The sequence below is a fragment of the Pseudomonas vlassakiae genome, from assembly GCF_014269035.2.
In the GTDB taxonomy this organism is placed as follows: Bacteria; Pseudomonadota; Gammaproteobacteria; order Pseudomonadales; family Pseudomonadaceae; genus Aquipseudomonas; species Aquipseudomonas vlassakiae.
The window spans coordinates 231,270-247,356 of record NZ_JABWRP020000004.1 but is presented as its reverse complement, the minus strand read 5'-3'; the positions used below and the strand labels follow the sequence as shown (position 1 = coordinate 247,356).

The 16,087-nt window shown below is 63.2% G+C and carries 10 protein-coding genes; 9 read left to right on the top strand and 1 reads right to left on the bottom strand.

Annotated features, from left to right (window positions below):
- Nucleotides 1-33: 33 nt before the first annotated feature.
- Nucleotides 34-2,487 (bottom strand): penicillin-binding protein 1A, encoded by a 2,454-nt coding sequence (locus tag HU738_RS07295; protein ID WP_186601804.1) that lies wholly within the window; start codon nt 2,485-2,487, stop codon nt 34-36.
- Nucleotides 2,488-2,663: 176 nt separating this feature from the next.
- Here HU738_RS07295 and pilM point away from each other — a divergent pair, with 176 nt between their 5' ends.
- The 9 genes from pilM to HU738_RS07250 all read left to right on the top strand — a co-directional run bounded on the left by pilM (nt 2,664) and on the right by HU738_RS07250 (nt 15,951).
- Nucleotides 2,664-3,515: a type IV pilus biogenesis protein PilM gene (gene pilM / locus HU738_RS07290; protein ID WP_186601802.1), complete on the top strand. Its 852-nt coding sequence runs from the start codon at nt 2,664-2,666 to the stop codon at nt 3,513-3,515.
- Nucleotides 3,515-4,051: a PilN domain-containing protein gene (locus HU738_RS07285; protein WP_186601800.1), complete on the top strand. Its 537-nt coding sequence runs from the start codon at nt 3,515-3,517 to the stop codon at nt 4,049-4,051. Before pilM ends, HU738_RS07285 begins: the two co-directional genes overlap by 1 nt.
- On the top strand, nt 4,048-5,067 hold the full coding sequence (locus tag HU738_RS07280; RefSeq protein WP_186601798.1) for a pilus assembly protein PilP: 1,020 nt from the start codon (nt 4,048-4,050) through the stop codon (nt 5,065-5,067). The genes HU738_RS07285 and HU738_RS07280 overlap by 4 nt, the downstream gene beginning before the upstream one ends.
- Nucleotides 5,012-6,259, top strand: coding sequence for a type IV pilus secretin PilQ (locus tag HU738_RS07275; protein ID WP_176508219.1), 1,248 nt, complete (start codon nt 5,012-5,014; stop codon nt 6,257-6,259). The genes HU738_RS07280 and HU738_RS07275 overlap by 56 nt, the downstream gene beginning before the upstream one ends.
- A 4-nt stretch (nt 6,260-6,263) precedes the next feature.
- Nucleotides 6,264-6,782 carry a shikimate kinase AroK gene (gene aroK, locus HU738_RS07270; RefSeq protein WP_054884228.1) on the top strand — a complete coding sequence of 173 codons (519 nt, stop codon included), beginning with the start codon at nt 6,264-6,266 and terminating at the stop codon, nt 6,780-6,782.
- A 94-nt stretch (nt 6,783-6,876) separates the two neighbouring features.
- The gene (gene aroB / locus HU738_RS07265) at nt 6,877-7,974 is read left to right on the top strand and encodes a 3-dehydroquinate synthase (protein ID WP_176508117.1); all 1,098 of its coding nucleotides are present in this window, start codon (nt 6,877-6,879) and stop codon (nt 7,972-7,974) included.
- Nucleotides 7,975-7,989: 15 nt separating this feature from the next.
- Nucleotides 7,990-9,606 carry an AAA family ATPase gene (locus HU738_RS07260; protein ID WP_186601796.1) on the top strand — a complete coding sequence of 539 codons (1,617 nt, stop codon included), beginning with the start codon at nt 7,990-7,992 and terminating at the stop codon, nt 9,604-9,606.
- Between the two features lie 374 nt (nt 9,607-9,980).
- The gene (gene gltB, locus HU738_RS07255; RefSeq protein WP_186601793.1) at nt 9,981-14,426 is read left to right on the top strand and encodes a glutamate synthase large subunit; all 4,446 of its coding nucleotides are present in this window, start codon (nt 9,981-9,983) and stop codon (nt 14,424-14,426) included.
- A 106-nt stretch (nt 14,427-14,532) separates the two neighbouring features.
- Nucleotides 14,533-15,951, top strand: coding sequence for an FAD-dependent oxidoreductase (locus HU738_RS07250; protein ID WP_186601792.1), 1,419 nt, complete (start codon nt 14,533-14,535; stop codon nt 15,949-15,951).
- The last annotated feature ends 136 nt before the right edge of the window (nt 15,952-16,087 follow it).

Sequence of the window (16,087 nt, the reverse complement as noted above, 5' to 3'; positions counted from 1 at the left end):
CGCCCACGCAAAACCCGAACCAGGCGCTCTCCTTCAGAACAGATCCATCGGCGCTGCTTCGTCTGCTGGGAGCGGGCTGCCCGGCGCCGTGCCGTTGCCCAGCTCATCCACCGACGGCGGTGAATCCTCGGCCTTGAACAGTTCGAAGTAGGCATCTGGCGTGCTTGGCGAAGCTGCACGGCCGCTGACCGGGTCGACTCGCAGGCTGAGGATGCCTTCCGGTTCCGCTGGTGCATGGCTCGGCTTGTCCTTCAGTGCCGCACCCATGAAGCTCATCCAGATTGGCAAGGCTGCCGTACCGCCGTACTCACGGCGACCGAGGGTTTCAGGCTGGTCGAAACCGACCCACACGGTGGTGACGTAATCGGCGTTGTAGCCGGAGAACCAGGCGTCCTTGGACTCGTTGGTGGTGCCTGTCTTGCCGGCCAGGTCGGTACGGCCCAGGGCCAGTGCCCGGCGGCCTGTGCCGCGCTTGATCACGTCCTGCAGCATGCTGGTGAGGATGTAAGTGGTGCGGCCATCGACGATCTGTTCGGCAACAGCTGGCGTCTGCGGTGGCGGGGCGATCTGGCCCAGGGCGGACGGGGCCTCGCCAGGCAGGGCCGCGGTGCTGATCGGCTGTTCCGGAGCGGCAAGGCCGGCATGGTCTTCGGCGCCCTGCGGCACGCGCGCCGGGTTGGCGGTGAACAGGGTCTCGCCGCTGCGGCTCTCGATGCGATCGATCAGGTACGGATTGATCTTGTAACCGCCGTTGGCAAAGGTGCTCCAGCCAGTGGCGATTTCCATCGGCGTCAGGGTTGCAGTGCCCAGCGCCAGCGAAAGGTTGCGTGGCAGGTCCTGCTTGTTGAAACCGAACCTGGCGATGTAGTCGATGGTACGGTCCACACCCATCGCCTGCAGCAGGCGGATCGACACCAGGTTGCGAGACTTGTACAGCGCTTCGCGCAGGCGGATCGGGCCGAGGAAGGTGTTGGTGTCGTTCTTGGGGCGCCATTCCTTGTCCAGGTATTGGTCGACGAACACGATCGGCGCATCGTTGACCAGACTGGACGCGGTGTAGCCGCTGTCCAGTGCAGCACTATAGATGAACGGCTTGAAGCTGGAGCCTGGCTGACGCTTGGCCTGCATGGCACGGTTGTAGTTGCTCTGCTCGAACGAGAAGCCGCCGACCAGGGCGCGGATGGCGCCGTTCTGTGGGTCGAGGGAGACCAGCGCACTCTGTGCTCCTGGTACCTGGCTGAACTTGAGCTTGCCGTCATTCAGGCGCTGCAGGCGTACCAGATCACCGACCTGGGCAACGTCGGCAGGCGATTGCGGAGCGCGGCCCTGCGAATTGCTGTTGATGAACGGGCGGGCCCACTTCATGGTGTCCCAGCTAACCTCTTCTTCGCTGCCTGCGCGGGTCAGCACTTTCACGCCGCTCTTTTCCACGCGCGTGACAATGGCCGGTTCCAGGCCGCCCAAAGTGCGTTGCTTGCTCAGCTCCTGTTGCCAGGCGGCCAGGGTCTTGCCCGGGAAGCGAGCTTCAGGGCCGCGGTAGCCGTGGCGCTCGTCGTACTCGGACAGGCCATTGAGGATGGCCTTGTTGGCCATTTCCTGCATGTCGCTCGGCACCGTGGTGGTGACACGGAAACCTTCGGTATAGGCGTCGCTGCCATAGCGGCCAACCATTTCGGCACGGGCCATTTCGGCGACGTACGGCGCGTTAACTTCGGGGGTCGGCACGTGGTAGCTGGCATTCAGCGGCTCGGCCAGGGCGGCCTGATAGCTCGCCTCGTCGATCTTGCCGAGCTTGTACATGCGACCGAGGATCCAGTCGCGACGCTCTTTGGCGCGCACCGGGTTGGCCAATGGGTTGAAGCGCGACGGTGCCTTGGGCAGGCCGGCGATCATCGCCATTTGCGCCAGGCTTACGTCACGGATCGACTTGCCGTAATACACCTGCGCAGCCGCATCGATACCGTAGGCGCGGTTGCCCAGGTAGATCTTGTTGACGTACAGCTCGAGGATCTCGTCCTTGGTCAGCTCACGTTCGATCTGCAAGGCCAGAAGAATCTCGTTGGTCTTGCGCGAGAAGCTGCGCTCGCTGGTGAGGAAGAAGTTCTTCGCCACCTGCATGGTGATGGTGCTGCCACCCGTCTGGATATGACCGGTTTTCACCAGCTGGGTCGCGGCGCGCATCAGGCTGCTCGGGTCGACCCCGTAGTGATTGAGGAAATTGTCGTCCTCGGCTGACAGAAGCGCCTGAATGAACTGTGGCGGAATTTCCGCGAAGCGGATCGGTGAGCGGCGCATTTCGCCGAATTCCGCGATCAGCTTGCCATCGCTGCTATACACCCTGAGGGGAATCTGCAACTGAACGCTTCTGAGCGAATCGACCGACGGCAGGTTGGGGCTAAGATACAGAAACGCACCGCTCACACCGAGTACGAGCGCGCAGATGACTGCGACGAGAGACCACCAGAAGAACTTCAGCAGGCGTATCAAGGCTTTTCGGTGTCCAGATTGAGAGGTGAATTGCGCACGGGGCCGGCGGACGAAAAAACGCTGGGCATTATAAGCATTTTTCGCCTCGCCGGGTGACCGGCCAGGCGGCCCGCGGCACCGTCTGGCCGGTCAGGCCCGGCAATGCGGCGGTTCATGGTTGTAACAAGGAAGTCGCCATGCTCGGACGTTTTGGCAAGGATGCCAGTTCACTGCTTGGAGTGGAAATCGCTTTCGACTCCATACGTATTGCCCAGCTGCAGCGCCGCAGGGGGCGCTATAAGCCACTGGTCTGGGCGGTCGAGCCGTTGGCTCCCGGCAACGGCTGGCAGGACCCTGAGCGTATTGTCGCTGCCCTGCGCAGCGCTTGTCGGCAATCCGGCAGCCGCGAGCGCCGGGCAGCCGTAGCGCTGCCCGCCTCACAAGTGATCTGCAAGCTGTGCCAACTGCCAGGCGGCCAGGCGCCAAGTCAAATGGAGGCGCAACTGCTGGCAGAAGCAGACCGGCTGTTCCCCTTCCCCCTTGAAGACCTGGTACTGGATTTTCAGGTGCTGGGTGCCTCGTCGCGGCATCCCGGTAGCCTGGATGTCTTGGTCGCGGCCAGTCGGCAGAGTGCACTGCAGCCCATGCAAGCTGCATTCGAAGCAGCCGGGCTTGAGCTTGAAGTCGCAGAGGTAGACAGCATTGCCTTGCGTCGCCTGATGCCCTGCCAGAGCAAAGGCCAGGCAGCGTTGCTGCGGATCGAGCCGGGCGGTTCGACGCTGCATGGCTGGCTTGACGATACGCTACCTTTAAGGCGGGAGTTGACCCCGGGGGCGTTAGCTGACTTGCCTGGGGAGGTTTTCGCAGGAGGGGTGGGGCCGGAAGAAGTGCTTGTGGTCGGTGCGCCGGAGGCCGGGCACTGCCCGCTTGGCCGACTGAGCGAGCGTCTCGGCTTGCCGTGCCGGCTTTTGCCGGCCGTGGCAGGGGTGGATTGCCGCGACGGCCGCATGGCCTTGGCGTTTTCGCTGGCAATGGGGAGCGTGCATTGATGTTGCGCCTGAATCTGATGCCGTGGCGAGAGCGGCAGCGCCTGGCAGCGCTCAGGCGTTTGCGCCTGATGGTGGTGGGGGCAGCTGTCGTGGCGTTGTCTGCGGTGTTGCTAATGGATCAACTGGCCCGCCAGCGAGCTCGTCAGCAAGCTGTAGCCAACAATAGCCAGCAAGCCGCTATCGATGTGCTTGAAACGCAGCGGACTGAGCATGACCGTATCCGGCAATTCTACGAGGAAGTGCGAGCGCAGACGGCGACCTTGGCTGACTTGCGTGCCGGACAAGGGCGGGTGACGGCCGTGTTTGCGGATCTGGAGCAGGCGCTGCCGGAAGGCGTCCAGCTGCTCAGGCTCGAACTGCAGGGTTCACAGTTACGCATGGTCGGCGTGGCTGCCTCCGGCGCAGTCGTGGCCCAGCTGATGCGTGAACTGGAACGTTCCGGTGTGCTGCGTGAACTGGAGCTCAAAAGCCTGAAGAGCGAGCCGGGTGGCGACACGTTCATATTGTTGGCCCGCCTGTCGGCGCTCTGGTCGTGAATATTCTGCAGAAAGGTGAATGGCTGGCCCTCATCGAGCGTTCGCAGCTCGTTCGCCGCACGCTGCCATTCGCCGTAGGCCTTATCGTGGTGGGGTTCGGTTGCCTGTTTCGTTTGCCGTACTGGTTGCAGCTTCAGGAGGAAGAGCACGCCAGGCAAGTTCGCCTGCTTCAGGTGCATGAGACCAGGGCTGCCGAAGTGCTGGCGTTGTCACGGATGCGCGAGGGCCTCGATGCTGCACGGCAGCTCTTGCAGGATGCTCGCTGGCGCCTTGCCGCCGGGGCCGACATGAGCGATTTGCTGGACCAGCTGGCAGCCTCGGGGCATGCGCATGGCCTGCATTTCGAACGACTCGATGTACTTGATCAGGTAAACCACCAGCCCGGTTATTGCCAGACATCACTGGACGTGCAGGTCGTTGGGCGCTATTCGGGGCTGCGGATGTGGTTGGACGACTGGCTCGGCCAGGTTCGTCTGTTGCGCGCCGAAGCCTTGTGGCTGGCACCTGCCGAGGACAGGCCCGGGCTGTTGCGCCTTGGCATGCGCGTGCATGCTTATCAAGCCGATGGTGACGTGCCTGAACCTTTAACCTTGGCTGATACACCTGCTCGAGGAGAGCCGTTGCCGGTGGTTCTCGATCCGTTTTCCGAATGGGCTACGCGCATTGCCCAGGCGGGGCTTGCCAGCGTGCCGCTGGCTCAGCTGCAGATGGTCGGCAGCCTGCAGCGGGGGCCGCAGCGCGAAGCGTTGCTGTCTGCGGCAGGCCGCTTGTATCGCGTGCGCTCCGGTGATCGACTGGGGCGCGATGGAGGTGTTGTGGTGGAAGTCGGCGAGCGCCAGCTGAACGTGCGTGAGCGGCTTTTCCTCGGGGGCGTGTGGCGTGAGCGCACGGTAATGCTGACGCTCAGGAAGAGCGTGACGGTGGAGGCCAGGGACGGTGGTGAAATGGCTGTTGAAATGGATGACGGTGGCGCTACTCACCAGTCAGTTGTGCATGGCAGCGCCCTATCGGGGTGAGCCCATCTCGCTGAATTTTCAGGATGTCGAGGTACGCTCGGTGCTTCAGGTGCTGGCGGACTTCGCCGGGATCAACCTGGTGGCCAGCGACACGGTGCAGGGCAATGTTACCCTGCGCTTGCACGAAGTCCCATGGGACCAGGCGCTGGAGCTGGTCCTTCGTAGCAAAGGGCTGGCTCGGCGCGAGGAAGGGAATGTGCTGCTGGTGGCGCCAGCCGCCGAGTTGGCCGAACAGTCCCGCGAAGCCCGTATCGGGCAAGAGCTGGATGCGCAGCTGCAACCCTTGCAACGTGAGCTGCTGCCGATCCATCACGCCCAGGCTGCCGACCTGGCGGAGCTGTTGCTGGCAACCCTGACGGACGATGGCATTCTCACGGGCCGTGGCAGCCTGAGCGTCGACGCTCGCACCAACACCTTGGTCGCCCACCAGCCTGCGGATCGCCTTGCCGACTTGCGGCAGTTGGTCGCTCAGCTGGACGTGCCGGTGCGGCAGGTGGAGATCGAGGCGCGCATCGTGGAGGCCAACGTCGACTATGAAAAAGGCCTGGGCGTGCGTTGGGGGCGGCAGCTGTATGGGGAAGCGCCGCAATTGGGCAAGGACCTGTTCGTCGACCTGGGCGTGGAGCGAGGTAGTGCCGGCATCGGCGTCGGCCTGTTGCGCGGAGGCCTGCTGCTGGACCTGGAACTCAGCGCAATGGAAAAGAGCGGCAACGGTGAAATCATCTCCCAGCCCAAGGTGGTGACGGCTGACAAGGAAACCGCGAGGATTCTCAAGGGCACCGAGGTGCCCTATCAGGAGACCAGCAAAAGTGGCGCTACCTCGGTCGCCTTTCGTGAGGCCTCGCTGTCGCTGGAGGTCACGCCGCAAATCACCCCGGACGGCAAGGTCATCATGACCGTCAAGGTGACCAAGGACGAGCCTGACTTCGTCAATGCCCTGAACGACGTGCCGCCGATTCGCAAGAACGAGGTGAATGCCAAGGTCCGTGTGGCGGACGGTGAAACCATCGTCATCGGTGGCGTGTACTCGACCACGCAAAACAATGTGGTCGACAAGGTGCCATTTTTCGGCGATCTGCCGTATGTTGGGCGGCTGTTTCGACGCGATGCATTACAAGAGAAAAAATCCGAGCTGCTGGTCTTCCTGACTCCGCGTATCATGAGTGACCAGGCGATTGCTGTGAGTCGTTGATTCTGTGCGAAATTTGATACTTGTAGGGCCCATGGGCGCTGGTAAAAGCACCATCGGGCGCCTGTTGGCCAAAGAGCTGCGCCTGCTGTTCAAAGATTCCGACAAGGAAATCGAACTGCGGACCGGTGCCAATATCCCGTGGATCTTCGACAAAGAAGGCGAACCGGGCTTCCGTGACCGTGAGCAGGCGATGATCGCCGAGCTCTGCGCGCTCGACGGCGTGGTCGTGGCGACCGGTGGCGGTGCAGTCATGCGTGCGGAGAACCGCCAGGCCCTGCACAGGGGCGGCCGGGTCATTTACCTGCACGCCTCGGTGGAGCAGCAGGTCGGGCGCACCGCGCGCGATCGCAATCGCCCGTTGCTGCGCACGGCCAACCCCGAGGCGACCCTGCGCGCCTTGCTGGAGGCGCGCGACCCGCTTTATCGCGAAATCGCCGACCTGGTGGTGGAAACCGACGAACGGCCGCCGCGCATGGTGGTGCTCGATATTCTGGAGCGCCTGCAGCAGTTGCCGCCCCGCTAAGCGGGGACTATTCTCGGCCAGCGCCGAGGCGAGGTTCAACGTTACCGCGCGGGTCGAACAGCCGGCGCCGCGCCCAAGAACATTGTGGGGATACATGCAGACACTTAAGGTCGACCTCGGCGAGCGTAGCTACCCGATCTACATTGGCGAAGGCCTTCTGGACCAGGCCGAACTGCTGGCGCCGCATATCCGCGGGCGGCAGGTCGCCATCGTTTCCAACGAAACCGTCGCGCCTCTGTATCTCCAACGCTTGAGCAAGACCCTTGGCGCCTACTCGGTGCTGCCGGTGATCCTGCCGGACGGCGAAGCCCATAAAAACTGGGAAACCCTGCAACTGATCTTTGACGGTTTGCTGACGGCGCGGCATGACCGCCGTACTACCGTGGTCGCCCTCGGCGGCGGCGTGATCGGTGACATGGCCGGCTTCGCTGCAGCCTGCTACCAGCGTGGCGTCGATTTCATCCAGGTGCCCACCACCCTGCTGTCTCAGGTTGACTCCTCGGTGGGGGGCAAGACCGGCATCAACCACCCGTTGGGCAAGAACATGGTCGGTGCTTTCTATCAGCCCAACGCGGTACTGATCGATACCACCAGCCTCAAGACCCTGCCCGCACGCGAGCTATCGGCGGGCCTGGCCGAAGTGATCAAGTACGGCCTGATCTGCGACAAGCCATTCCTAGGCTGGCTCGAAGACAATATCCAGGCCCTGCGCGCCCTCGAACCCGCTGCCCTGACCGAAGCGATCCGTCGCTCCTGCGCGGCCAAGGCAGCCGTTGTCGGCGCCGACGAGCGTGAATCGGGCGTGCGTGCCACGCTGAACCTGGGGCACACCTTTGGCCATGCCATCGAAACGCACATGGGCTATGGCGTCTGGCTGCACGGTGAAGCCGTGGCCGCAGGCACGGTCATGGCCCTGGAAATGTCCATGCGCCTGGGCTGGATCGACCAGGCCGAGCGTGATCGGGCAATCCGCCTGCTGCAGGACGCAGGTTTGCCGGTGGTGCCACCACAGGAAATGACCCCGGCGCATTTCATGGAGCATATGGCGGTCGACAAGAAGGTGCTCGATGGCCGCCTGCGGCTGGTGCTGCTGCGCCAGCTGGGCGAGGCCGTGATCACCGACGACTATCCGAAAGAGATTCTTCAGGCCACGCTGTCGGCGGATTACCGCGCGATCGTGGCCCAGCTTTGAGGTTGTGACAGCGTAATGACCAGTTTGCATGCCGATGAGGCGTTCCTCGAACATTACCAGTTGAGCCACGATCCGTTCGCCCCGCGTGTGCCCGGCTTCAAGTTCTTCCCCGCCCAGCGCAAGCCGGTGCTGGGCCAACTGCATCACCTGGCCCGCTACAGCCAGCTGATGCTGGTGGTTACCGGCCCGGTGGGCAGCGGCAAGACCCTGCTGCGCCAGGCCCTGGTGGCCAGCACCAACAAGCAGACGGTGCTGAGCGTAGTGGTGTCGGCCCGTGGCGCCAGCGACGCTGCCAGCGTGCTCGGCCAGGTGGCGCAAACGCTTGAAGTGGCTCAGCCTGAGGTGCAGGTGATCCTGAACAAGGTGGTGCAGCTGGCACTGACCGGTCAGGAAGTCTATCTGCTGGTGGATGATGCGGAACAACTCGACGAGTCGGCACTCCAAGCGTTGCTGGAACTGGCGGCAGGGCTACCGGAAGGGCGCCCGCACGTGTTCCTGTTCGGCGAGCCATCGCTGATTGCCGGGTTGGACGAGATTCAAGTCGAGGAAGAGCGCTTCCATATCATTGAACTCGCCCCCTACAACGAGGAAGAAACCCGCGAGTACCTGGAGCAACGCCTGGAAGGCGCTGGCCGGGGCATCGAGGTGTTCACCCGTGAACAGCTGGTCGATATTCATGAAAACTCCGACGGATGGCCTGGCAACATCAACCAGGTCGCCCGCGATACTTTGATCGAAGCCATGATCGCCAGCCGTACCACGGTCAAGCGACCATCCATGGGGTTCAAAATGCCTAAGAAACACGTACTCGCGCTGTCCGCTGTCGTCGTGGTCGCCGTAGGTGCTGCAGTTCTGATGCCCAAGAAAGGCGACAAGGCACCAGCCGACGCACCTGTAGCCCAGGCCCAGCTGCCGCTGGGCGAGGGCCAGCCAGGCGCTGCCCAGTCGAACAACGGCAGCCCGGCCATCGAATTCTCCGGCCAGTCGCAGCCGATGCCGCTGCCGCTGGTCGGTCAGTCCCAGCCCGTGATGCGCGAGCCGCTGGCGCAAGCTGCCGGCATGGGTGATGGCGAGGAAGGTGGCCCGGCGGGCAACACCGCCTTGCAGCCTGGCAATCCGCCGACCGTGACCACGATCGCACCGCCACAGGGCGTGCCTGCCGGCCCGGCGCCGAGCATGGCCCAGGCCACGCCTGTGCAGCCGGTTGCGCCTGCGCCGAAGCCTGTTGCCACTCAGCCCGTCAAGCCGGTTGCGCCTGCCAAGCCGGCCCCGGCACCAACTCAGGTCGCTGTTGCCAAGCCAGCCGCCAAACCGGTGGAAAAACCGGTCGCCAGCGCCAGCGGCAGTGGTGGATGGTATTCGGGGCAGAAACCCGGCAACTACGTGGTGCAAATCCTCGGCACCAGCTCCGAAGCGTCGGCCCAGGCCTTCGTCAAGGAACAGGGTGGCGACTATCGCTACTTCAAGAAAAACCTGCAGGGTAAACCGCTCTACGTGGTCACCTACGGCAACTTTGCCAGCCGCGACGCAGCGGTTGCGGCAATCAAGAACTTGCCAGCGAAGGTCCAGGCTGGTAAACCTTGGCCACGTACCGTCGCTAGCGTCCAACAAGAGCTGGCCTCGGCCCGCTGATACCTTCCGGGCGGCATCACCCCGCCGCCCAGTTGCTGAGCGATTAACGACATTCGACTAGCCTGCTGCGCCTGAGCGCGGCAGGCTTTTCTGTCCCAGCCTGCCGGCCACAAGCCTCTGTTGCAGACCTGGCTGAAACGCTTCAGACTCAAGCCAAGCCGCTATCACGGCGCATGGCGTAAAAACATTCAAAATTGCGACATAAATTTTCAATGGTGAGACATGAAAATTTGTGGGTATGACTGTCGCTGTGCAACAATGGTTTTCCATGGCCACCGCAAAAAAGCTGGCGTTTGATCGGCGTGGATGGTAAGTGGTTGTACATAAAAGAGATTTACCTCCGGTTGAGAGGTGAACCTGGTGAGAAAGTGTCTATGAAAACAGGTCTGTACCATCCCGAAGAATTCAAGGACAACTGTGGTTTTGGCCTGATCGCCCATATGACGGGCGAGCCGAGTCACCACCTTCTGCAAACCGCCATGCAGGCACTGACCTGCATGACCCACCGCGGCGGTATCAACGCCGACGGCAAGACCGGTGACGGTTGCGGTCTGCTCATGCAGAAGCCCGATCAGTTTCTGCGGGCCGTGGCCCAGCAACAATTCGCCGTCGAGCTGCCCAGGCAGTACGCTGTCGGCATGGTGTTCTTCAACCAGGACCCGGTCAAAGCCGAGGCTGCCCGCGCCAACATGGACCGCGAAATCGTCGCGGCCGGCCTGAAGCTGTTCGGCTGGCGCAAGGTTCCGATCGACACCAGCGTGCTTGGCCGCCTGGCCCTGGAGCGCCTGCCGCAGATCGAGCAGGTATTCATCGGTGGTGAAGGCCTGAGCGATCAGGAATTCGCCATCAAGCTGTTCAGTGCTCGTCGCCGCTCGTCGGTGGCCAACGCCCACGACGCCGACCACTACATCTGCAGCTTCTCGCACAAGACCATCATCTACAAAGGCCTGATGATGCCGCGCGATCTCGCGGCGTTCTATCCAGACCTGGGTGACGAGCGCCTGCAAACCGCGATCTGCGTGTTCCACCAGCGCTTCTCCACCAACACCCTGCCGAAATGGCCGCTGGCGCAGCCGTTCCGCTTCCTCGCCCACAACGGCGAGATCAATACCATCACCGGCAACCGCAACTGGGCCATGGCCCGTCGCACCAAGTTCGCCAATGACCTGATCCCTGACCTCGAAGAGCTGGGTCCACTGGTCAACCGCGTCGGTTCCGACTCTTCGAGCATGGACAACATGCTGGAGCTGATGGTCACCGGTGGCATCGACCTGTTCCGCGGCGTACGCATGCTGGTTCCGCCAGCCTGGCAAAACGTCGAGACCATGGACGCCGACCTGCGCGCCTTCTACGAATACAACTCCATGCACATGGAACCGTGGGATGGCCCGGCCGGTATCGTCATGACCGAAGGCCGCCATGCGGTGTGCCTGCTCGACCGCAACGGGCTGCGCCCGGCGCGCTGGGTGACGACGACCAATGGCTACATCACCATCGCCTCGGAAATCGGCGTGTGGGGTTACAAGCCTGAGGAAGTCCTGGCCAAGGGCCGTGTCGGCCCCGGCCAGATCCTTGCCGTGGACACCGAGACCGGCCAGATCCTCGACACCGACGCCATCGACAACCGTCTGAAGTCGCGCCACCCGTACAAGCGCTGGCTGCGTCAGCACGCCCTGCGCATCCAGGCGACCCTGACCGACGACCAGGGCGTGGCCAGTTACGACGCTGACCAGCTCAAGCAGTACATGAAGATGTTCCAGGTCACCTTCGAAGAGCGTGACCAGGTGCTGCGCCCACTCGGCGAGCAGGGCCAGGAAGCGGTCGGCTCGATGGGTGACGACACGCCGATGGCGGTGCTTTCGCAGCGCGTGCGTTCGCCATACGACTTCTTCCGCCAACAGTTCGCCCAGGTGACCAACCCGCCGATCGACCCGTTGCGCGAAGCGATCGTCATGTCCCTGGAAATCTGCCTTGGCGCCGAGCGCAACATCTTCCAGGAGTCCCCGGAGCACGCTTCGCGGGTGATCCTCAGCTCGCCGGTCATCTCGCCCGCCAAGTGGCGTTCGCTGATGAACCTGGAGCGCGAGGGCTTCGACCGTCAGCTGATCGACCTCAACTATGACGAGAGCGTCGGCCTGGAAGCGGCCATCCGCAACATCGCCGACCAGGCGGAAGAAGCCGTGCGCAGCGGTAAGACCCAGCTGGTACTGAGCGACCGCTACATCGCCCCGGGCAAGCTGCCGGTGCATGCGTCGCTGGCCGTGGGTGCCGTGCACCACCGCCTGACCGAGCAGGGCCTGCGTTGCGACAGCAACATCCTCGTGGAGACCGCCACTGCCCGTGACCCGCACCACTTCGCCGTGCTGCTGGGCTTCGGTGCTTCGGCCGTGTACCCGTACCTGGCCTACGAAGTGCTGGCCGACCTGATCCGCACCGGCGAAGTGCTCGGTGATCTGGACGAAGTCTTCAAGTACTACCGCAAAGGCATCTCCAAGGGCCTGCTGAAGATCCTGTCGAAGATGGGCATCTCCACCATCGCCTCGTACCGTGGCGCCCAGCTGTTCGAAGCCGTGGGCCTGGCCGAGGAAGTGGTCGGCCTGAGCTTCAAGGGCGTGTCCAGCCGCATCAAGGGTGCGCGCTTCGTCGACCTCGAAGGCGACCAGAAGCTGCTGGCAGCCGAAGCCTGGAGCGCGCGCAAGCCGATCCAGCAAGGTGGCCTTTTGAAGTTCGTCCACGGTGGCGAATACCACGCCTACAACCCGGATGTGGTCAACACCTTGCAGGCCGCCGTGCAGCAAGGCGACTACGCCAAGTTCAAGGAATACACCACGCTGGTCGACCAGCGTCCGGTGTCGATGATCCGCGACCTGCTGAAGGTGAAAGTGGCCGACCAGGCCTTGCCGCTGGACCAGGTCGAGCCGCTGGAGGCCATCCTCAAGCGCTTCGACTCCGCCGGTATCTCGCTGGGTGCGCTGTCGCCGGAAGCCCACGAAGCCCTGGCCGAGGCAATGAACCGCCTGGGTGCTCGCTCCAACTCCGGTGAGGGCGGTGAAGACCCGTCGCGCTACGGCACCGTCCGCAGTTCCAAGATCAAGCAGGTGGCCACCGGCCGCTTTGGCGTGACCCCGGAGTACCTGGTCAACGCCGAAGTGCTGCAGATCAAGGTTGCCCAGGGCGCCAAGCCCGGTGAGGGCGGCCAGCTGCCAGGCGGCAAGGTCAATGGCCTGATCGCCAAGCTGCGCTATGCGGTACCGGGCGTGACCCTGATCTCGCCGCCGCCGCACCACGACATCTATTCGATCGAAGACCTGGCCCAGTTGATCTATGACCTCAAGCAGGTCAACCCGCAGGCCCTGGTTTCGGTCAAGCTGGTGGCTGAGGCCGGCGTTGGCACCATCGCCGCCGGTGTGGCCAAGGCCTATGCCGACCTGATCACCATCTCCGGTTACGACGGTGGTACCGGTGCTTCGCCGCTGACCTCGATCAAGTACGCTGGCGCCCCGTGGGAGCTGGGCCTGGCCGAAACCCACCAGACCCTGCGCGGCAACGACCTGCGCGGCAAGGTGCGGGTGCAGACCGACGGCGGCTTGAAGACCGGCCTGGACGTGATCAAGGCAGCCATCCTCGGCGCCGAGAGCTTCGGCTTCGGCACCGCGCCAATGATCGCCCTGGGTTGCAAGTACCTGCGCATCTGCCACCTGAACAACTGCGCCACCGGCGTGGCCACGCAGAACGAGAAGCTGCGCAAGGACCATTACATCGGCACCGTCGACATGGTGATCAACTTCTTCACCTTCGTCGCCGAGGAGACCCGTGAGTGGCTGGCCAAGCTGGGCGTGCGCAGCCTCGGCGAGCTGATCGGCCGTACTGACCTGCTCGACGTGCTGCCAGGCGACACCGAGCGCCAGCAGTACCTGGACCTGACCCCGCTGCTGGGCAGCTCGCACATTCCGGCTGACAAGCCGCAGTTCTGCGAAGTCGACAACAACCCGCCGTTCGACAAGGGCGAGCTGGCCGAGAAGATGGTCGAGATGGCCCTGCCGGCAATCCGCGACCAGGCCGGTGGTGAGTTCAGCCTCGACATCTGCAACTGCGACCGTTCCATTGGTGCCCGTATCTCTGGCGAAATCGCCAAGCTGTACGGCAACCAGGGCATGGCCGACAAGCCGGTGACCTTCCGCTTCAAAGGTACCGCTGGCCAGAGCTTCGGCGTGTGGAACGCCGGTGGCCTGAACCTGCACCTGGAAGGTGACGCCAACGACTACGTCGGCAAAGGCATGACCGGTGGCAAGGTGACCATCGTGCCGCCAGCCGGCAGCCCGTTCGCCACCCAGCACAGCGCCATCGTCGGCAACACCTGCCTGTACGGCGCCACCGGCGGCAAGCTGTTCGCCGCAGGTACCGCAGGCGAGCGCTTCGCTGTGCGTAACTCCGGCGCCCACGCTGTTGTCGAGGGTACTGGCGATCACTGCTGTGAATACATGACCGGTGGCTTTGTCTGCGTTCTGGGCAAGACCGGTTACAACTTCGGTTCTGGCATGACTGGCGGCTTCGCCTACGTGCTCGACATGGACAACAGCTTCGTCGACAAGCTCAACCACGAGCTGGTGGAAATCCAGCGCATCAGTGGTGAGGCGATGGAAGCCTACCGCAGCCACCTGGCGCGGGTCCTTGGCGAATACGTGGAAGAGACCGGCAGCGAGTGGGGGCGTGAGCTCTTCGAGAACCTGGACGACTACGTGCGGCGCTTCTGGCTGGTCAAGCCGAAGGCGGCCAACCTCAAGCAACTGCTGTCCAGCACCCGTGCCAACCCGCAGTAAGAACAGCTGCAAGTGACGGCCCCGTGCGCGGGGCCTGTCGTGCTCAAGTGATCGTCTTGCAGCTTGCAGCCTGAGGCTGGCAACTGCGGTAAAGAGGTTTTGAAAAATGGCTGAACGTCTGAACAACGACTTCCAGTTCATCGAAGTGGGCCGCAAGGACCCCAAGAAGAAGCTGCTGCGCCAGCGCAAGAAGGAGTTCGTGGAGATCTACGAACCGTTCAAGCCGCAGCAGTCCGTGGAGCAGGCGCACCGCTGCCTGGGCTGCGGCAACCCGTATTGCGAGTGGAAGTGCCCGGTACACAACTTCATCCCCAACTGGCTGAAGCTGGTCGCCGAAGGCAATATCCTGGCCGCGGCCGAACTGTCGCACCAGACCAACACCCTGCCGGAAGTGTGCGGCCGTGTGTGCCCGCAGGACCGTCTGTGCGAGGGGGCCTGCACCCTGAATGATGGGTTCGGCGCTGTGACCATCGGTTCGGTGGAGAAATACATCACCGACACGGCATTTGCCATGGGCTGGCGCCCGGACATGTCCAAGGTCAAGCCAACCGGCAAGCGCGTTGCCATCATTGGTGCCGGCCCGGCTGGTCTGGGCTGCGCCGACGTGCTGGTGCGGGGTGGCGTGACCCCGGTGGTGTTCGACAAGAACCCGGAAATCGGTGGCCTGCTGACCTTCGGCATCCCGGAGTTCAAGCTGGAAAAGACCGTATTGAGCAATCGCCGCGAAGTCTTTACCGGCATGGGCATCGAGTTCCGCCTGAACACCGAAGTGGGCAAGGACATCACCATGGAACAGTTGCTCGCCGAATACGACGCCGTGTTCATGGGCATGGGCACCTACACCTACATGAAGGGTGGTTTCCCGGGTGAAGATCTGCCAGGCGTCCACGATGCGCTGGACTTCCTGATCGCCAACGTCAACCGTAACCTCGGCTTCGAAAAGTCGCCGGAAGACTTCGTCGACATGCAGGGCAAGAAGGTCGTGGTGCTCGGCGGTGGCGACACCGCGATGGACTGCAACCGCACGTCGATCCGCCAGGGTGCCAAGTCGGTGACCTGCGCCTATCGCCGTGACGAAGCCAACATGCCGGGTTCGCGCAAAGAGGTGAAGAACGCCAAGGAAGAAGGCGTGAAGTTCCTCTACAACCGCCAGCCCATCGCCATCGTCGGCGAGGACAAGGTCGAAGGCGTGAAGGTGGTCGAGACCCGCTTGGGCGAGCCGGATGCCCGTGGCCGTCGTAGCCCCGAGCCGATCCCAGGCTCCGAAGAGATCCTGCCGGCTGACGCCGTGGTCATCGCCTTCGGCTTCCGCCCGAGCCCGGCACCGTGGTTCGAGCAGCATGGCATCCAGCTGGATAGCCAGGGCCGTGTGGTGGCGCCGGAGAAAGCCAAGTTCAAGCATCAGACCAGCAACCCGAAAGTGTTCGCCGGTGGCGACATGGTGCGCGGTTCGGACCTGGTGGTGACGGCGATCTTCGAAGGCCGCAACGCTGCCGAAGGGATCCTGGACTACCTCGAAGTCTGATCGATTGCTGGGGCCGCTTTGCGGCCCCAGTGCATTTTTGTATACAAAATCGTTTGATCTGTGGCACCCAATAGACAAAACGCATGGCCTTGACCGTGCCTTTTGCGCTGGCGTCTGAGAAAATGCCCGCACTATT